18 protein-coding genes are annotated in these 16,915 nt (G+C 59.5%); 7 read left to right on the forward strand and 11 right to left on the reverse strand.

The features are described 5' to 3' along the window. Positions 1-12: 12 nt before the first annotated feature. From minE to AAC035_RS02815, 5 genes are read right to left on the reverse strand one after another with little or no spacing between them, the layout of a single operon-like run. Positions 13-270 (reverse strand): cell division topological specificity factor MinE, encoded by a 258-nt coding sequence (gene minE, locus AAC035_RS02795; protein WP_339799738.1) that lies wholly within the window; start codon positions 268-270, stop codon positions 13-15. 5 nt (positions 271-275) lie between these two features. After that, complete coding sequence (gene minD, locus AAC035_RS02800; protein ID WP_339799740.1) at positions 276-1,085, reverse strand: septum site-determining protein MinD; 810 nt, start codon at positions 1,083-1,085, stop codon at positions 276-278. Positions 1,086-1,141: 56 nt separating this feature from the next. Beyond that, positions 1,142-1,906 carry a septum site-determining protein MinC gene (gene minC / locus AAC035_RS02805; RefSeq protein ID WP_339799741.1) on the reverse strand — a complete coding sequence of 255 codons (765 nt, stop codon included), beginning with the start codon at positions 1,904-1,906 and terminating at the stop codon, positions 1,142-1,144. After that, a complete protein-coding gene (locus AAC035_RS02810; protein WP_339799743.1) occupies positions 1,903-2,277 on the reverse strand; it encodes a HopJ type III effector protein in 375 nt (124 codons plus the stop codon). The genes minC and AAC035_RS02810 overlap by 4 nt, the downstream gene beginning before the upstream one ends. A 9-nt stretch (positions 2,278-2,286) precedes the next feature. Beyond that, the gene (locus AAC035_RS02815) at positions 2,287-2,598 is read right to left on the reverse strand and encodes a DUF1244 domain-containing protein (protein WP_339799745.1); all 312 of its coding nucleotides are present in this window, start codon (positions 2,596-2,598) and stop codon (positions 2,287-2,289) included. Between the two features lie 108 nt (positions 2,599-2,706). Here AAC035_RS02815 and dinB point away from each other — a divergent pair, with 108 nt between their 5' ends. Beyond that, complete coding sequence (gene dinB / locus AAC035_RS02820; protein WP_339799747.1) at positions 2,707-3,771, forward strand: DNA polymerase IV; 1,065 nt, start codon at positions 2,707-2,709, stop codon at positions 3,769-3,771. Between the two features lie 18 nt (positions 3,772-3,789). On the opposite strand, the gene AAC035_RS02825 is transcribed toward dinB, so the two are convergent. Together AAC035_RS02825 and AAC035_RS02830 are read right to left on the reverse strand one after the other, a co-directional pair. Then, positions 3,790-4,356, reverse strand: coding sequence for a phosphatase PAP2 family protein (locus AAC035_RS02825; RefSeq protein WP_339799749.1), 567 nt, complete (start codon positions 4,354-4,356; stop codon positions 3,790-3,792). Further along, on the reverse strand, positions 4,325-5,539 hold the full coding sequence (locus AAC035_RS02830) for a glycosyltransferase family 1 protein (RefSeq protein ID WP_339799750.1): 1,215 nt from the start codon (positions 5,537-5,539) through the stop codon (positions 4,325-4,327). Before AAC035_RS02830 ends, AAC035_RS02825 begins: the two co-directional genes overlap by 32 nt. Before the next feature lie 255 nt (positions 5,540-5,794). Between AAC035_RS02830 and AAC035_RS02835 the strand changes: the two genes are divergently transcribed. The 4 genes from AAC035_RS02835 (at position 5,795) to AAC035_RS02850 (ending at position 10,096) form a co-directional block, all read left to right on the forward strand. Beyond that, on the forward strand, positions 5,795-6,832 hold the full coding sequence (locus AAC035_RS02835; RefSeq protein ID WP_339799752.1) for an NADP(H)-dependent aldo-keto reductase: 1,038 nt from the start codon (positions 5,795-5,797) through the stop codon (positions 6,830-6,832). 237 nt (positions 6,833-7,069) lie between these two features. Continuing rightward, positions 7,070-7,387, forward strand: coding sequence for a hypothetical protein (locus AAC035_RS02840; protein ID WP_339799754.1), 318 nt, complete (start codon positions 7,070-7,072; stop codon positions 7,385-7,387). A 238-nt stretch (positions 7,388-7,625) separates the two neighbouring features. Further along, positions 7,626-9,629, forward strand: coding sequence for an acetyl-CoA hydrolase/transferase C-terminal domain-containing protein (locus tag AAC035_RS02845; RefSeq protein WP_339799756.1), 2,004 nt, complete (start codon positions 7,626-7,628; stop codon positions 9,627-9,629). Then, positions 9,629-10,096 carry a peptidylprolyl isomerase gene (locus AAC035_RS02850; RefSeq protein WP_339799758.1) on the forward strand — a complete coding sequence of 156 codons (468 nt, stop codon included), beginning with the start codon at positions 9,629-9,631 and terminating at the stop codon, positions 10,094-10,096. Before AAC035_RS02845 ends, AAC035_RS02850 begins: the two co-directional genes overlap by 1 nt. Here AAC035_RS02850 and AAC035_RS02855 read toward each other — a convergent pair. Both AAC035_RS02855 and AAC035_RS02860 read right to left on the reverse strand, forming a co-directional pair. After that, entirely contained in the window at positions 10,012-10,839 is an 828-nt protein-coding gene (locus AAC035_RS02855; RefSeq protein ID WP_339799760.1) for a lysophospholipid acyltransferase family protein, read from the reverse strand. The genes AAC035_RS02850 and AAC035_RS02855 overlap by 85 nt on opposite strands. A 52-nt stretch (positions 10,840-10,891) precedes the next feature. Further along, positions 10,892-11,656 carry a GNAT family N-acyltransferase gene (locus AAC035_RS02860; protein WP_339799762.1) on the reverse strand — a complete coding sequence of 255 codons (765 nt, stop codon included), beginning with the start codon at positions 11,654-11,656 and terminating at the stop codon, positions 10,892-10,894. A gap of 261 nt (positions 11,657-11,917) precedes the next feature. Between AAC035_RS02860 and AAC035_RS02865 the strand changes: the two genes are divergently transcribed. Both AAC035_RS02865 and AAC035_RS02870 read left to right on the forward strand, forming a co-directional pair. After that, positions 11,918-12,661 carry a response regulator gene (locus tag AAC035_RS02865; protein WP_339799764.1) on the forward strand — a complete coding sequence of 248 codons (744 nt, stop codon included), beginning with the start codon at positions 11,918-11,920 and terminating at the stop codon, positions 12,659-12,661. A 49-nt stretch (positions 12,662-12,710) separates the two neighbouring features. Next, positions 12,711-14,270, forward strand: a complete 1,560-nt coding sequence (locus AAC035_RS02870; RefSeq protein WP_339799766.1) for an ATP-binding protein — start codon at positions 12,711-12,713, stop codon at positions 14,268-14,270. Positions 14,271-14,560: 290 nt separating this feature from the next. Here the strand turns inward: AAC035_RS02870 and AAC035_RS02875 are convergent, their stop codons facing one another. Next, complete coding sequence (locus tag AAC035_RS02875) at positions 14,561-15,631, reverse strand: ABC transporter ATP-binding protein (RefSeq protein ID WP_339799767.1); 1,071 nt, start codon at positions 15,629-15,631, stop codon at positions 14,561-14,563. 7 nt (positions 15,632-15,638) lie between these two features. Next, entirely contained in the window at positions 15,639-16,553 is a 915-nt protein-coding gene (gene argF / locus AAC035_RS02880; protein ID WP_339799769.1) for an ornithine carbamoyltransferase, read from the reverse strand. Positions 16,554-16,915 lie beyond the last annotated feature (362 nt).

Genomic DNA, 16,915 nt, shown 5'->3' on the forward strand with positions numbered 1-16,915 from the left:
TACCGCGCTGGGTCAGGGTTTTTCCGGCAGGGTAACGTTCAGCTCCAGAATTGAGCAGCTACCGTTACGGTCCACTTCCACCTGAACCATGTCATCGTCAATCTGGACGTATTTGCGGATAACCGCAAGCAATTCCTGCTGCAGGGCAGGGAGATAATCCGGCTGCTGCCGCTGGCCTCTTTCGTGGGCCACGATGATCTGCAACCGTTCTTTGGCTACATTGGCGGTGCCTGCAGATTTACGGCTTTTGAAGTAATCGAGCAAGCTCATCCTTTTCACCCCTTGAACATCCGCGTGAAGAAACCTTTCTTCTCGGCGGTCATGAAGCGATGTTCCCGCTCTTCGCCCAGCAGGCGGGCTACCGCATCGTCGTAGGCCTGACCGGCATCACTCTGATCTTCGAGGATAACCGGCAACCCCTGGTTGGAAGCGTTCAGCACCACCTGGGATTCCGGGATCACACCCAGCAGGGGGATGGCCAGAATTTCCTCGACGTCTGCCACGGACAGCATCTCACCTTTCTCGACCCGGGCAGGATTATAGCGGGTCAGCAACAGGTGCTCCTTGACCGGATCTTGACCCATTTCGGCCCGCCGTGACTTGCTTTGCAGAATGCCGAGAATGCGGTCCGAGTCCCGCACCGAGGATACTTCCGGGTTGGTCACCACAATGGCTTCGTCGGCATAGTACAGAGCCATCAGGGCGCCGTGTTCAATACCTGCCGGGGAGTCGCAGACAATGTAGTCAAAGGTCTGGGAGAGTTCGTTGATCACCCGCTCAACCCCCTCTTTGGTGAGGGCTTCTTTTTCCCGGGTCTGGGACGCGGGCAGGATGTAGAGCGTCTGGACCCGCTTGTCGCGGATCAGGGCCTGGTTAAGGGTGGCTTCGCCCTGAATCACGTTGACGAAGTCGTACACCACCCGGCGTTCGCAGTTCATGATCAGGTCGAGGTTGCGCAGGCCGACATCGAAATCGATAACGACGGTCTTGTGGCCGCGGCGGGCCAGGCCAGTACTGATCGAGGCGCTGGTGGTGGTTTTGCCGACGCCTCCCTTTCCTGATGTGACAACAATGATTCTAGCCAAGGTTGCGATCCTGTCTGCTGATGTTGGATTGCGGGTGCCCGTATCGGGCTCCTGGCTCAGGTCCGTTCCAGTGGTGTCACCACCAGCAGATCGTCCCTGAGCTGGATCTGCACCGGTGTTTTCCAGCCGGTTTCCTGCAGATCTTCAGAAATCTTGTAATGGCCGGCAATGGAAACCAGTTCGGCCTCCAGTGACTGGCAGAAAACCCGGGCGGACTCCAGTCCGTTGACTCCGGCCAGTGCCCGGCCTCTTAGCGGGCCGTAAACGTGGATGTTACCTGCCGCAAGTACCTCCGCGCCAGCCTGAACCGAGGCCAGAACAATTAAATCACCGTCAGGGGCGTATATTTGCTGCCCGGAACGTACAGGCTGGCTGACGATACGGGCCGGTGCCGGGTTACTGCTGCTTTCCGCAACGGTGGCGACAGGCTCCGTGGGCGCTGGTGCCGCCGCCGGATCATTCGCCGGCTCTGTGGCGCTGCGGCGGTTGGTGGCTGCCGGCAGCAGGGCCAGGGCTGCATGGCGGGCCAGACGGCGCTGATCTTCGTCGCCACCACGCACGCCAACCACGTGAATCTGGTGACGGCGGCAAATGCCGATCAGTTTGAAAAAGTCCAGCTCGGCAGTGGGGCCCTGGTAGCGCTCCAGGCTGATGATCATCGGAATGTCCCGGAAAAAGCCCGGCGCCTGCCGGATCTTGTCACGCAGAGCTTCCTCGAAGGATTCGGTATCAAAATAGGCAAGCTCAAGTGATGTCAGCGATACACTGCTGCTTTTGAGCTGGAAGGCCGGCTGACCACTGTCCCGGATTGCTTCAGTCATCCAATTGCTCCCTCGCCGCTGGCGGAGACCGGTCGCAGGGGGCTGCCCTCGAAGCGGATGCCGGACCAGCCAGTACCGATGAACTGGCGGATATTACTGTGGCTGTCACCGCCGGGGTCGGCCAGTACGTCCCGGTAATGACGCCCGAACAGGTTGAGCGTATCACTCTCGTTGAGGTTGCCGGTCTGTGCCAGGGCAAACACCTTGCAGGAACCTTCGTTGACCCCCGCCGCGTTGAAATGCGGGCCGTTGTGGAAGCCGACAGGCTGGTAAACAAAGTGTCGCTCGATCAGGGCCAGGGTGTCTTCGAAATCAGAGTGGCCGGCGGCGAGGGACGCCAGGTGGATGCGCAGGGATTCGTTCAGGTTCATGCTGTTAGTTTACCGGTTATGGTCGGTGTGGGAACTGGGGGCCGAATGATCCTGCCTGGGACCTTTCTGGTAAAGCGCTTTCCAGTCGTCGTAGGGCATGCCGTAGATCATTTCCCGGGCGGCGGCATCCGGCAGTTCGATGGCGTGCTCGCCGGCCTCCTCTCGCAGCCATTTGGAAAGGCAGTTGCGACAGAATCCGGCCAGGTTCATCAGGTCAATATTCTGGACCTCGGGGTGTGCCTGCAAATGACTGACCAGGCGACGAAAGGCGGCGGCTTCCAGTTCAGTACGGGTCTGAGAATCCGGAATGGGATGACTCATGGCGGTTCAGCTCCTTGCTGTGAATGTCTGACATTCTCTGCAAGTTAACGTAAGATACAAGGCTGTACAAATATACATGTATTATTCCTGGCGGTGCAGGGCAGGGCTATGGTTCAGCGCAAGATCATTCATATCGACTGTGACTGCTTCTATGCTGCGGTAGAAATGCGGGACGACCCTTCACTGCGGAACGTGCCGCTGGCGGTTGGAGGCCAGGAGGGCCGGGGCGTGGTGACCACCTGTAACTACCGGGCCCGGGCTTTCGGTGTCCGGTCTGCCATGCCGGGCGGCGAAGCCCGGCGTCTGTGCCCGGACCTGGTCACCGTGCCTCCGGATTTCCCCCGTTACCGGGAGGCCTCCCGACAGATCATGGCTATTTTCCGGCAGCTGACCGATCAGGTGGAACCTCTTTCTCTGGATGAAGCCTTTCTTGATGTTACCGATGTTGACCGCTTTCAGGGCAGCGCTACCCGAATGGCGGAGTTCATTCGTGGCCAGGTGAAAGACAAGGTGGGTATAACGGTCTCGGCGGGGGTGGCCCCCAACAAGTTTCTGGCCAAGATCGCCAGCGACTGGCGCAAACCCGATGGCCTGTTTGTGATTACGCCGGATCAGATTGACGATTTCGTTCTGCCGCTGCCGGTGGAAAAGCTGTTCGGTGTCGGCAAGGTAACCGCAGGGCGGCTCCATGAACTTGGCATTCAGACCTGCGGCGATCTCCAGCGTCTGTCCCAGGCTGACCTGGTCAACAGCTTCGGGCGTCAGGGGCTGCGGCTCTACGATATGGCCCGAGGGCAGGATGACCGGGCGGTGGTGATTACCCGGGCCGCCAAGTCCGTCAGCGTCGAGCGGACCTTCTCCCGGGACCTGCCCGGAAAAGTTGCCTGCGATGCCATGCTGCAGTCACTGACGGATGAGCTCGGCCAGCGCCTGACCCGCAAGCAGCATCCGAAACCGGTGCACAAGCTCTTTGTCAAAATCCGTTACAGCGATTTCTCCACCCACACCCTGGAGCGGATACGGGACAATGTCCGGCAGCCAGCGCTGGAGGATTATCAGCCATTGCTGGACGAGCTGGTGACTGATCCGCAACGACCGGTCCGGTTACTCGGCCTGGGTGTTCGCTTTCGGGATGACGCCGCGCCGGTCACGCAGCTGCGGCTGTTTGAGTGAACCTTCTCCGCTGGTGGTTCAGACCAGCGCCTGTAGCAGCGGTGTCATCCCCCAGATGCCGGCGACCAATCCCAGGCAACCACCAATGCCAGCGCCTGCCAGCACGTCGGTGGGGTAGTGCAAGCCCAGAATCACCCGGGATGCGGCGACGCTGAGGGTGAAGGGCAGCAAAATCAAGGCAAGGGTCGGCAGGGCGACGGCCAGCAGCGTGGTAAAGGCCACGGCATGCAGGGTGTGGCCGGATGGAAAGCTGTAGCGATCCAGTGGCGGTATGCCGCAGTGAATGGCGGGAAAGGAGATGAATGGTCGTTCCCGTACCAGGGATTTCTTCAGGCTTTTATAGATGAGGGTACAGATCAGGCCAGTGAGGGCCATCAGCAGGGCGACAGCCAGGCCCCGTTCCGGCTCCAGCAGGGGCAGGGCCAGAATCAGGGCGTACCACAGCCAGCCATCGCCGAGTCTGCTGACCACCTGGAAGTAACCCAGCAGCGGCCGGAAACGCAGCCCCTGATTGATGGCGCGACAGAACGCATATTCTGCCTGGTCAACCTGGTCAAATAAGCGGGATACCCTGGGAAATGGCATGGTGGCGTGTCCTTGTTTTCAGGGTCAGGGTTAACTGCTCGAATTGTTCAATACGGGATGGCCAGTCCAGATCCAGGGCATCCAGTCTCGCCTGGTGGCGGATACGGCACTGCAAGGTATGTTGCTGCACCAGGGTTAGGGCGTGCTCCACGAAGGTTTCGTCGTCATCCAGTGACGCTTTCATGCCGTTTTCTTCATGGCGCAGATGTTCCGCTGCCGCTGCGTCGTCAAAGGCCACCACTGCCAGCCCACTTGCCAAAGCTTCCGTCACCACATTGCCAAAGGTGTCGGTTTTGCTGGGAAACAGGAAAATATCGCCGGAGGCGTAATGGCGGGCCAGACTTTCGCCGCGCTGAATGCCGCAAAAAATGTAATCTGGATGCTCCCGGGCAAGCTTTTCGCGCAGGGGGCCATTGCCCACCAGCACAAAACGCGCCTGGGGATGAAGTGCGTGGATGCGCTCGAAACAGGACACCGCCAGCTGCAGGTTTTTTTCGCTGGCCAGTCGACCTACATAGAGCACGGCCGGGGCATCCTGCTGAAGGCCCCATTGTGAGCGCAGCTCCGGATCCCGCTTGTGGGGAGCGAAGCGCTGGCAGTCAACACCCCGGCTCCAGACATTGACAGGGTGAATGCCCATGGCTGTGACCACCCCTGCCATCTGTCGGGTCGGGACCAGGGTTACGTCGGTGCGGTTGTGGAACCAGCGGCCGTAGGCGCGCAGCAGCCGTTCGATAAAGCCGGCGCGGTAGTGGCGGCTGTAGCTGTGGAAGTTGGTGTGAAATCCGGAACTGACCGGAATGCCCAGTTGCCTTGCGGCACTGACCGCAGCGATACCCAGTGGTCCCTGGGTTGCTACGTAGATAACATCAGGCCGCTGCTGTTCCCACAGTTTCCTCAGCGTGGCGGCTCTTGCCAGTCCGAACTGCAGTTCCGGGTACCCCGGCAGCGGGAGTCCTCTTACGGTATGTTCGATAGCCCACAGCCGGTTGCTGCCTGGCAGGGGGCTGCCGCAATCCGTTGACTGAGCCGGACGTATTACAGATACCCGGTGGCCCCGGGACATCAGGCCCTGGCATAAATGGCGCAAGGTATTGGCCACGCCATTGACTTCCGGTGGAAAGGTTTCGGAAACAATGGCGATGTCTGCACTGGTCGGTCCTGGCTTTGACTGTTCGCTCATGATGTCGCCTTGCTGGATGAATCCGCGGGTTGAGGGTAACCTCTTTAGCCGTAACACCCGTTGATGGAGCGACGCCGTAATGGTTTGGCCGGCTGCGATAGCGCCGCTGTCCCTGTTACCACTATGGAAATCAATTGTGACAGTTGGGCTGCAGACTGATGACAATCCCTTGAAGCCTTGTGCGGCAAGGGCTGGGGTAATAACAACACCAGGGCCGGTTTGTGACCGGTCCGATCATTGAGCGACGGAGGATTCATGGAGACGCGTAAGCTGGGCCAGACCGGTCTGGATGTGAGCCTTATCTGCCTGGGTACAATGACCTGGGGTGAGCAGAATACCGAACAGGAGGCCTTTGAACAGCTGGACTATGCCACTGCACAGGGCATCAACTTTATCGACGCCGCCGAAATGTACCCGGTGCCTCCACGGGCGGAAACCCAGGGGCTGACCGAGACCTACCTGGGCAACTGGCTGGCCCGGCGTGGCCGTCGGGATGATCTGGTGATTGCCTCCAAGGTGGCCGGTCCGGGTAATGGGCTGACTTACCTGCGTGGCGGCCCGCGGCTGACCCGTGATCATGTCCGTGAAGCCTGCGAACAAAGCCTCAGGCGGCTGAAGACCGATTATATCGATCTGTATCAGGTGCACTGGCCGGATCGCAATACCAACTTCTTTGGCAAGCTGGGGTACTCCCACAAGACTGAGGAGCAGGCGACCCCCATCGAGGAGACACTCGACGCGCTGAATGAACTGGTCACGGAAGGCAAGATTCGCCATGTGGGACTGTCCAACGAGACCCCCTGGGGCACCATGCGTTACCTGCACCTGGCGGAAACCCGGGGCTGGCCGCGTCCGGTCAGTATCCAGAACCCCTACAGCCTGCTGAACCGCACCTTCGAGCAGGGGCTGGCGGAAATTGCCCACCGCGAGCAGGTGGGCCTGCTGGCTTATTCGCCCCTGGCGTTCGGTATGCTGTCGGGCAAATACCTCGATGGCAAGCGACCGGAGGGTGCCCGCATCACCCTGTACAAACGGTTCAGCCGCTATGCCGGTGAACGTGCCGAAAGGGCAACCGCCGCCTATGTGGCACTGGCCCGTGAACACGGTCTGACGCCCGCCCAGCTCGCGCTCGCCTGGGTCAACAGCCGCAGCTTTGTGACTGCCAATATTATCGGTGCTACCTCCATGGAACAGCTGCGGGAAAACATCGGCTCTGCCGAGGTAACCCTTGACCAGACGGTTCTTGATGCGCTGGAAGAGCTGCACCGGGAATTTACCTATCCATGTCCCTGATTGCCGGCTGAACCCGCCTGCAAAAAGCCCGGCTCCTGACGCCGGGCTTTTTCATGTCCGGTCCCGGCCAGGAAATAGCCTGCGAGGCGGATACAAACCGTTACAAAACAATGTTGATCCGTTGCAAAAAGCCGGCGTCCATGTGCTTTAAATCACAGTGTTCTGACGACAAATCTTTAGACTTTAGAACTGAAGATGCCTACCATTCGCGGCACCCGAAAATGGACGGAAACCCTCATGATTATTCGCCTCTTTATCGCATTGTTGCTGCTGAACGCCGTAGCCTTTGTTGTGCGTGCCGAAGCGGGAGAACATGAGGTCCTGCCCCGGGAAATGTACACCGAGAGCGTGCGTGATCTTCAACACCGAATGGCGGGTGATTTTGTCTACGATGGTGAAGATGCGCTGTTTGATCTTGGTGCCCGGCTGTTGAGCTGGAAGCTGGCTCCGACCCAGAAAGTAAGTCGCCATTACGCATCGGATCCCATGGCCCCGGACCACTCCATTGCGCTGATCAACGAGGGCGCCGCGTTGAACCTTTCCTGGAGATTCTGAGTCCGGGCTAGCTGTCCCTTTTCACTTCTTTTTCCCCGTCTTCCGCCATTCTTTCTGATCCGTCTGCCGGGCTGGTTGCGCGTCTCCTGCCGTCTGGACAGGTTCCTCTGCTTACCGCCCGGTAACCTGTCGTTGCTGATGTTTGAGAGTCCACCGCCGACGTGGGATGATTCCTGTGATTATGCGCGCCACGGCCCTGTTGACGGTGCGCGGACCCTCTCACGGAGACATTTGCGTTATGGATAGCTCATCCGATTCTGCGGTCGTCCGGACCCCATTGCGAACCAGTGAACCGGATGCCTGCGTGCAGGCCATCATCGACAAGGTCGGCACCCATCTGGTACTGGGGCTGCCTCTCGGGCTTGGCAAGCCGGTAAGGCTGGCCAATGCGCTTTATCAGCGGGCCTGCAACGATACGTCGATTTCGCTGCACATTGTGACTGCGTTGTCCCTGTTGCCACCGACGCCGGCCTCGTCTCTGGAACGTCGTTTTCTCGGCCCCTTTCTTGAACGCCTTTATGGTGACCAGCCGGAGCTGGACTATGCCCGTGATGTGGTGACTGGAGATCTGCCTGAAAACGTCACTGTCTCAGAGTTTTTCTTCCAGGCTGGCCGATATCTGACCTATCCGGAGCAGCAGCAGAATTATGTCTGCACCAACTATACCCATGCCGTAAGGGATCTGATGGCACAGGGAATCAACGTGATTGCGCAGATGGTGGCACCACCGCAGGCACCCGGCGGCGACCTGAGCCTGAGCTGCAATCCGGACCTCACGCTGGACCTGTTGCCACTGCTGGATCTGCGCCAGGTCGAGGGTACGGCGGTCGCCATTGCTGCCGAAATCAATCACTACCTGCCCTGGCTGGGGCATCACGCGGCGGTGGCCGACACCGCGTTTGACCTGATCCTGGAGCACCCGGAAGATGACTATCCGCTGTTCCCGGTGCCCCAGATGGCCATCTCTCCGGCAGATCACCTGATCGGCTTTTACGCCAGTTCGCTGATCCGGGATGGTGGCACTCTTCAGGTGGGTATTGGCTCGCTGGGTGCGGCTGTGGTTCACAGTACGCTGATGCGCCATCAGCAAAATGCAACCTGGAAGCGGCTCGGTGAGGCCCTGGAGATGTCTTCACGCTGCCCGCTGGCTGAGGCGATCGGGGGTCGCGAACCCTTTGTCAAAGGTTTGTACGGCTGCAGCGAGATGATGGTGGACGGCTTTATCCACCTGCTCAAGGCCGGGATCCTGAAGCGGCGTGTCTACGATGATCCGGAGCTGCAGGCGAAGGCCGACCGTGGTGACCCCGTGCCGGAACAGCAGGGTGTCGTTCTCCACGGCGGTTTCTATGTGGGGCCGGCGTCGTTCTATCAGCAGTTACGGGATCTGACGGATGAGGAGCGCGAGCTGATCTCGATGACCAGCGTGAATTATATCAACGATCTGTACGATCACCGTTTTGGCAATCAGGCGCTCAAGGTGGCTCAGCGGCGCCAGGCCCGGTTCATCAATTCCGCCATGATGGTGACCCTTGGTGGAGGGGCGGTGTCGGACGGTCTGGAAGATGGCCGGGTGATCAGCGGCGTGGGAGGCCAGTACAATTTCGTGGCAATGGCCCATGAGCTCAAAGACGCCCGTTCGGTAATAGCGCTGCGCAGCACCCGGGAAAGTGGCGGTGAAACGGTGTCCAATATCGTCTTCAGTTACGGTCACTGCACCATTCCCCGGCATTTGCGGGATGTGGTGATCACCGAGTACGGTATTGCCGATCTGCGGGGCAAGCCGGATGAGGCCGTGTACCTGGCGTTGATCGCTGTCGCCGATGCCCGTTTTCAGCCGCAACTGCTGGAACAGGCCCGCAACGCCGGCAAGGTGAGCCGGGATTTCCGGCTGCCGGAAGACTGGCAGAACAACACCCCTGAGGCCGTGGCCAAGGCATTGGCCGTTTGCGGTGACGATGCCTTTCCGGCGTTTCCCTTCGGTTGTGACTTTACCGACGTCGAGCGGATCCTGGGTAAGGCCCTGACCTGGCTGAAGTCCGAAACTGCGACCCGGCGTGGTACACTGGCGACCCTTTGCCGGGCTCTGGCCACCGACCCCGGCCATCCCGGTTTGCAGCCTTTCCTGAAGCGGATGGATCTCGCCGGGGCGTTCAGTCCCAAAGCCCGGCTTGATCGCCGCCTTGTTGCCCTGGGACTGCTTCAGACGGGGGCTGTTTCATCGTCAAACGAGAATCATCACTGATGCAAAGACCTGCTGTGTATACCGTTCACTATCGCCTGAAAAATCAGACGGGCGAGGTTGTTGATACCTCCGAGGGAGGCGAGCCGCTGCACTTCATGCTGGGGTCAGATACAGTGATCCGGGGCATCCAGGAAGCGGTCAGCGGGCGTGCTCCGGGCGATTGCCTGGAGGTAACCATACCCCCGGCGATGGCTTACGGAGAACATGATCCTGAACTGGTCCGCAGAGTGCCGCGTTCAGCCTTCGAAGGGGTGGAAAACCTTCAGGTGGGTATGACCTTTCAGACCAACACCGGCGACGACGCCCAGGTGGTCAAGGTCACAGGAATCGATGGCAACCTGGTACGGGTTGATGCCAATCATCCCCTGGCGGGTCTGACCCTTTACTTTGATCTGGACATCATCGCTGTCCGGCAGGCATCGGACGATGAACTGGCGGCCGGGAGCCCCTTGACGCCAGCGTCCTGAAGGGTGGTCTTCAGTCCCTGGAGAATCACCTCCCGAACCCGGTTACTGAGATCCCTGGTTGATTCCCCCGCAAGGGGTACCACTGCCGGATGACAGATCACCCGGACTTCAGGCCCGGGTGCCGCCATTATCCGCGGAGCGTGCTGATGGAAGCCGTCGTCACCGATAAACGGCGACAGGTGACAGGGTTCGCCATTTCTGAGATAGGCAATGCTGACCGGAACAATGGGCACTCCCGCGTTAATGGCGGCGCCGATCAGGCGGGGGAAGAAGGGAAGTACGGTGAGCCCTGAGGAGGTTGTGCCCTCCGGGAAGATCAGCACGGATTCGCCGTCGCGAAGAGCGGCCGCAATATCCTGGCGCTTTGCTGCTGCTTCACCACCACCACGTCTGATGTACAGCGTGCCTGCCTGCCGCGACAGCCAGCCGATCACCGGCCATGACGCCACTTCCGCCTTTGACAGAAAACGCAGTGGCCAGAGACTGCCCAGCACCGGAATATCCGTCCAGGAAATATGGTTGCTGAGGTAGAGTGCCGGGCCTGCCTGCTGCTGGCCGCTGACGGTAACCCGAAGGCCCAGGCAGCGGACATAGGCCCGAAAACAGGATTGCGCGATGGCTGCCCGGGGCAATGAGCGACCCGTTATTCGTTCGGTCACAGCAATGGCAACCGCAATCAGCGCGGTGGCCAGCAGAAACACGAAAAACATCACTGACCGAATCAGCAGACGAACCGGCGCCATGGCATTCCCCGACAAGTTAATGGATGTGTTCCGTTCCAGCCGGGTCTGATGCTCAGGCAGGCTGGCGCATAAAATGCCTGTTGTACCTGGCTGCCAGCTGACTCACCTGCAGCATCACCAGCAAGTCTGCACAGCGGAACTCCGGATCCCAGCAGGGTTCCCCGCAGACCTTTGCGCCAAGACGCATATAGGCCCGAAGGAGTGCCGGGATATCCTCTACCGGCCGGTTCTCATGGCTGGTGTGCATCAGATGGGGTAACGCCCGTCTGGGCTGAACCCGGAACTCGTTATCTGAAAGATACCGGTCCTGGAGGTGACGGGCAATACGCCAGGCGCGATGCCCGCCATCCGACATACCGATGCTGGCACAGCCAATGATCTGATCGACCTTGTGCTGGTCCAGCCAGCCGGCCAGGGTGGCCCAGAGCAGGCCAATAGTGGCACCGTTGCGATAATCCGGATGTACGCAGGTGCGGCCAAGTTCGGCGACGTTGCCGGTATTGTTTAGCAGCGTCGACAGGTCGAACTCGCCTTCGGAGTAGAAACCGCCGGCCAGGGCGGCATCGGCGGATCGCAGAATCCGGGTTGTCGCCACCAGGGTTCCGGTGCTGCTGTCGCTTACCATGAGGTGGTCGCAGCGCGAATCAAACTGGTCGGCGTCAAGGCCTGGCTCGACTGCCCCCAGATCGCAGCCGTATTCTTCGGAAAATACCCGGTAACGCAATTCCTGGGCCTCTCGTATCCGGGCCGGGTCACGGGTAACCTCGGTGATGAGGCGGCGGGCTTGCTGGACGGAGCGGATCGGCTGAGCGGTCATAGGCTGTATTCTCGCTGACTTGTTTAGGCTTTCAGCCTATGACCAGGTCGTGACAGCGGGGTTAAGGATCCATGAACGGCAGATGACATGGCGGTACCGGGATTTTTGTGCCAGAGTTCAGGGGCATGGCGCCTTTTGTCACATTGGGTAACAGATAGTGGCAACATGTATTTTCAGCTACAGCATGTATAATTGCTGTTACATGAAGCAGGCAGGCCCTCAGAGCAGTTGTCGACTGCTATCGGAAAAACATAATTAGAGATGGACGGCGTGGAACAGACAAACGAAGGCTGGCGCATACTGATTGTCGAAGATGATGAGCGATTGGCAGACCTGACCCGTGAGTACCTCGAAAGCAACGGTCTGGTGGTCAGTCTTGAGACTCATGGTGGCAATGCAGTTGAAAGAATCCGTAACGAACAACCAGACCTGGTGGTGCTGGATCTGATGCTGCCCGGTGAGGATGGACTTTCGATCTGTCGCCGGGTACGACCGTTCTATAATCGCCCGATTATCATGCTGACCGCCCGCACCGATGACCTGGATCAGGTACTGGGTCTCGAGATGGGCGCCGACGACTATGTCGGCAAACCGGTCAAGCCCCGGGTGTTACTGGCCCGTATCCGGGCCCTGTTGCGGCGCTCGGGCAGTGGCGTTAACGGGCACTCGGAAGCGGACAACGAAGCACCCGTCGAGCCGGTGCGGCTGCAGTTCAATGATCTGGTGGTGGACTGCTCCATGCGCGAGGCCTGGCTCAATGACGAGAGCATTGACCTGACCAGCGCCGAGTTTGATCTGTTGTGGCTGCTGGCCAGAAGTGCCGGCCGGGTGCTGAGCAGGGAAGAGATATTCACAGCCTTGCGGGGCATTGAGTATGATGGCCAGGATCGTTCGATTGATGTCAGGGTGTCCAGAATCCGGCCGAAAATTGGTGATGATCCGGTCCACCCTCGACGCATCAAGACGGTACGCAGTAAAGGCTACCTGTTTGTAAAGGAAGCCTGAACCTGGCCGGACTGGCTTCCTGCGGAGCTACCTGTTTCAGGCTGACTTCATGCCCGTTTCTTTTTTCTTAAAGCTGTTCTCCCGCCTTGCCAGTCTGGCAATGGCCGTGCTGTTCGTCTGTTTTCTCGCCTACTGGGGCGTGAACACGGTACGACAGCAGGCCTGGCAGGAAGCAATGGCGACCCCATTGATGGACTGGCTTGCCCAGTCACCGGCCATGGCCGGCCATTATCCCTGGCTGACGCAATTCTATGACTACGATGTGCGGCAAGTCGGGGAGCTGAACCTGAGCCTGGCCGAGCGTGAACGCCTGGAATACGGCCATACCCTTGTGGTTTCCGATGCCCTGGGGGCTATGGCCCTCAGTCGCCGTGACGACGGCCTGGTTCTGAGTCTCAGGTTGCGCAACTTCTATCAGGATACCGCGGAAGCGACCGCGCTCATGGCCTTGTGGCACCTGAATCAGACGGGGCCCGCAGATAGGCGTGAGGCGTCGGAGCTGCTGGCCGAAGCGCTCGGTGTCCGGCTCTTGCAGACCGGAGAGGGTAGTCGGCAACTGCCTCCGGAGGAGGTGCTGCAGCGTATCTCCGAGCGACCGGTGGCCTTTTATACCCGCGATGCACAAGGGCAGGTGGTTTTGCGTCTGAAATCCGGTGCGCTGGTGGATATGGTGATGCCCGGGGAGTTTCAGCGTGCCTCGGTGCCGGTGTTGCTGCTGCTGTTGGGGCTGGCGGGGCTGGTGATCGCTCTGGCGGTTCGTCTGTTGATGCAGGACGTTGAGAAGAATCTGCGGTCGGTAGAGTCGGTGGCAGTGCGGATCGCCCGGGGGGAGCTGGATGCCAGGGTGGAGCCCGGACAAAGTACTCTGGTGTCACGGCTGGGCACGGCCTTTAACAGCATGGCGGATCAGATTCAGCGTCTGGTGGGGGTTCAGCGGGAAATGATTCATGCGGTGTCCCATGAACTGAGAACGCCGGTGGCGAGAATCCGCTTCGGGGTGCAGATGATCGAAAGTGCCAGAACGCCGGAGGCCCTGCAGAAACAACTGGATGGTATCGACGGCGATATTCAGGAGCTGGACGAACTGATTGATGAGATCCTTACATACGCCCGTCTCGAGCAGGGAGGGCCCGTCTTCTCTTTGCGAACCGCTTCGGTCACCGACCTGGTGCGCCAGATGATTGAGGAGCAGCGGGTGATTCATCCCGGTATTCAGCTGGAGGCAGTGATACCGCCACAGTCTGACCTGTGGCAGGAGGCCAATGTTGAACCACGGTACATTCACCGGGCCTTGCAGAATCTGGTGGGTAATGCCTGTCGCTATGCCAGTGCAGAGGTTCGAGTGACCTGTCAGCTGGACGAAGAGAATTGTCGTATCGATGTGGAGGACGACGGCCCCGGTATTCCGGAAGAAGACTGGGAAAAGGTGTTTTCCGCCTTTGCGAGGCTGGATGACAGCCGCACCCGCACATCCGGAGGTTATGGGCTTGGTCTTTCCATTGTCCGGCGCATATTGTTCTGGCACGGAGGTCAGTCCTTTGTAGGGCGCAGTGACGACCTTGGTGGTGCCCGTTTCAGCCTGGTCTGGCCCCGCAAGCAGGATTCCTGAAACGGGCATCCCGCAGGCTGCTGCTGCCATGGGATGCACACTGGTGCCGGTTACACCGGTTTACAATCGTTATACATAATCCCTGCTGAAGTTAACCCTGGCTTTCAGCATAGTTATAGCGTACTGAACAGGCCCGTGTTGTGATCAGCCCGGTGTTGAGTGCTTTCTGAAGTGTCGTTTGAGAGTCGGCAATGAAGAAAGGTGTTCTTACAGACTTTCCTTGTTTCATTCGTCATTTGGCCAGCCCTGTGGGACTGGCCTTTTTTATGTCCGGCCGGAGCAACCCGGGCTCAGGTTCGCTCGAAGGCGATCAGATGGTCGGCCTCAACGCGGACCGGCACCAGCTCGCCCAGACGAAAGTCCAGGTGACTGCGGAACAGCGCTTCGAACTCGGTATCGTCGGACATGCGGAAGCGGTAAAGCGTTGATGTGCCGGCAAAGGTCTTTTCGATGACCCGGGGCTGCAGGCTCGACGTCTCATCGTAGACGATGTCATCGGGACGGATCAGTACATCCAGCAGGGTGCCCGCCTGCCAGCGGTAGGCCCGGTTGCCAGTCAGCTCGCCCAGTTCCGAGGTGATGGTATCGGGACCCACGGCGGTGCCGGGTATAAAGGCACCCTGACCCACGAAGCCAGCCACGAAGCGGTTGGCAGGTTCGTGGTACAGGTTGAAAGGCACGTCCCATTGCTGAATGCCGCCATCTTTGAGCACTGCCACCTGGTCGCACATGGCGAAAGCTTCCTGCTGGTCATGGGTGACCAGCAGGGCGCTGATGCCCAGGGTTTTCAGAATGTCCCGCACGTCCAGGCTCAGCCGCCGGCGCAGGTCGGCGTCGAGGTTGGAGAAGGGTTCGTCCAACAGAATCAGGGTCGGTTCAGGGGCCAGTGCCCGCGCCAGCGCCACCCGTTGCTGCTGCCCCCCTGACAGCTGGTGAGGATACTGATTGGCCAGGTCCTGAAGATGCACCAGATTCAGCAACTGATCCACCTTGGCACTGCGCTCCGGGCGGCTCAGGCCCTTCAGGCCAAACCCCACGTTGTCACTGATAGTCAGATGAGGGAACAGGGCGTAGTCCTGAAACACCATGCCAATTCGACGCTGTTCCGGGGGCAGGGTTCGGCCGGGCAGACTGATCGCATCTCCGTTGAGCCGGATTTCACCCTCGGCGATGGACAAAAAACCGGCCAGGGCTCGCAGAATGGTGCTTTTACCACAGCCACTGGGGCCGAGCAGGCAGCCGATGTCACCGTGGCCCAGCGCAAAGTTGACGCCGGCTACCACCGGCGTTCCGCCATAGCCACAGCTGAGGCTTCGCACATCCAGCAGCCAGTTGTCCGTCATCGGGTTTGCAGTGGTCATACGGCGCTCAGTCCAGGGTTCCGAGAATCAGAAATTCGAGCAGAGCCTTCTGGGCGTGGAGCCGGTTTTCGGCTTCATGCCAGACCACGGATCCGGGGTGATCCAGCATGTCCGCCGAAATTTCTTCGCCCCGGTGCGCTGGCAGGCAATGCATGAACAGGGCATCCGGATCTGCCAGGCTCATCAGTTGGGGGCTGACCTGAAAGCGGGAGAAGGCTTTCATTCTCGCGGACTGCTCGCTCTCCTGGCCCATGGACGCCCAGACATCGGTAACCAGCAGATGGGCACCACGGGCGGCTTCTTCTGGCCCGCTGACCACCTCGACACAGTCACGATGTTGCTCCAGCAGCGGCTGTGAGGGAGCGTAGCCCTCGGGGCAGGCTACCCGAAGACTGAAGCCAAACTGGCGGGCGGCATTGATATAGGAGTTACACATGTTGTTGCCGTCGCCAATCCAGGCCACGGTTGCGTCGGCAATACTGCCACGATGTTCGCGGTAGGTCTGCATGTCGGCCAGCAGCTGACAGGGGTGAAAATCATCGGTCAGGGCGTTGATCACCGGCACCCGTGACATGGCGGCAAAGCGATCAATTTTTTCATGGGCGAAGGTGCGGATCATAACCGCGTCAACCATGCTGGAAATGACCCGGGCAGAATCGTCAATGGGTTCGCCGCGACCGAGCTGGGTGTCCTTGGGTGACAGGAACATGGCGCTGCCGCCCAACTGGGTCATCCCCGCTTCGAAGGATACCCGCGTACGTGTGGAAGACTTCTCGAAAATCATGGCCAGAACACGGTTTCTGAGGCTGTTGCGGACATTGCCCGCACGCCAGTCACGGCGCAGGAAGCTGGCGTGATCCAACAGTGCTGTCAGTTCGTCGTTGTTCAGGTCGTTCAGGGTCAGAAAGTGTCTAACGGCCATGATTGTGCTCTTAGCTGGGTGAAATAGGGTCTTGCTGTGCCGGCCTGACGCTGAGCGTAAATCCGCGACTCTGTCGCAGTTTTTCAGGTATTCAGAAAATAGCAAATAGGCCGGGATGCGCGCAGTGGCACCGGCTGTGATGATTTGCAGATCTGGGTTACCTGAGAGCGCCCGCGCCGGTACCTTGGCGCAAAAGATCCAGTCTATAGCGTCTCGGTCGGCATGACAATCGGCTGATCAGCGTCTCCGATGCTTGCGGTCGAACGGAATATACCTGACTGTATTGGTCGGACATCGGGCCTGTGTGTACAATAGAGGTATCTGAGTTCTTGTAGCGGAACCTGTTATCTACCCCTTATCTA

The sequence above is a fragment of the uncultured Marinobacter sp. genome (genome assembly GCF_963974375.1).
Classification (GTDB): domain Bacteria; phylum Pseudomonadota; class Gammaproteobacteria; order Pseudomonadales; family Oleiphilaceae; genus Marinobacter.

Bases quoted from the DNA above. Each gene is read 5' to 3' on its own strand.
- AAC035_RS02850 (WP_339799758.1), top strand. From the start codon at position 9,629: ATGCAAAGACCTGCTGTGTATACCGTTCACTATCGCCTGAAAAATCAG.
- dinB (WP_339799747.1), top strand. From the start codon at position 2,707: ATGGTTCAGCGCAAGATCATTCATATCGACTGTGACTGCTTCTATGCT.
- AAC035_RS02835 (WP_339799752.1), top strand. From the start codon at position 5,795: ATGGAGACGCGTAAGCTGGGCCAGACCGGTCTGGATGTGAGCCTTATC.
- AAC035_RS02870 (WP_339799766.1), top strand. From the start codon at position 12,711: ATGCCCGTTTCTTTTTTCTTAAAGCTGTTCTCCCGCCTTGCCAGTCTG.
- AAC035_RS02810 (WP_339799743.1), bottom strand. From the start codon at position 2,277: ATGAACCTGAACGAATCCCTGCGCATCCACCTGGCGTCCCTCGCCGCC.
- AAC035_RS02875 (WP_339799767.1), bottom strand. From the start codon at position 15,631: ATGACCACTGCAAACCCGATGACGGACAACTGGCTGCTGGATGTGCGA.
- argF (WP_339799769.1), bottom strand. From the start codon at position 16,553: ATGGCCGTTAGACACTTTCTGACCCTGAACGACCTGAACAACGACGAA.
- AAC035_RS02860 (WP_339799762.1), bottom strand. From the start codon at position 11,656: ATGACCGCTCAGCCGATCCGCTCCGTCCAGCAAGCCCGCCGCCTCATC.
- AAC035_RS02865 (WP_339799764.1), top strand. From the start codon at position 11,918: ATGGACGGCGTGGAACAGACAAACGAAGGCTGGCGCATACTGATTGTC.
- AAC035_RS02840 (WP_339799754.1), top strand. From the start codon at position 7,070: ATGATTATTCGCCTCTTTATCGCATTGTTGCTGCTGAACGCCGTAGCC.
- minE (WP_339799738.1), bottom strand. From the start codon at position 270: ATGAGCTTGCTCGATTACTTCAAAAGCCGTAAATCTGCAGGCACCGCC.
- AAC035_RS02855 (WP_339799760.1), bottom strand. From the start codon at position 10,839: ATGGCGCCGGTTCGTCTGCTGATTCGGTCAGTGATGTTTTTCGTGTTT.
- minC (WP_339799741.1), bottom strand. From the start codon at position 1,906: ATGACTGAAGCAATCCGGGACAGTGGTCAGCCGGCCTTCCAGCTCAAA.
- AAC035_RS02825 (WP_339799749.1), bottom strand. From the start codon at position 4,356: ATGCCATTTCCCAGGGTATCCCGCTTATTTGACCAGGTTGACCAGGCA.
- AAC035_RS02845 (WP_339799756.1), top strand. From the start codon at position 7,626: ATGGATAGCTCATCCGATTCTGCGGTCGTCCGGACCCCATTGCGAACC.
- AAC035_RS02815 (WP_339799745.1), bottom strand. From the start codon at position 2,598: ATGAGTCATCCCATTCCGGATTCTCAGACCCGTACTGAACTGGAAGCC.
- AAC035_RS02830 (WP_339799750.1), bottom strand. From the start codon at position 5,539: ATGAGCGAACAGTCAAAGCCAGGACCGACCAGTGCAGACATCGCCATT.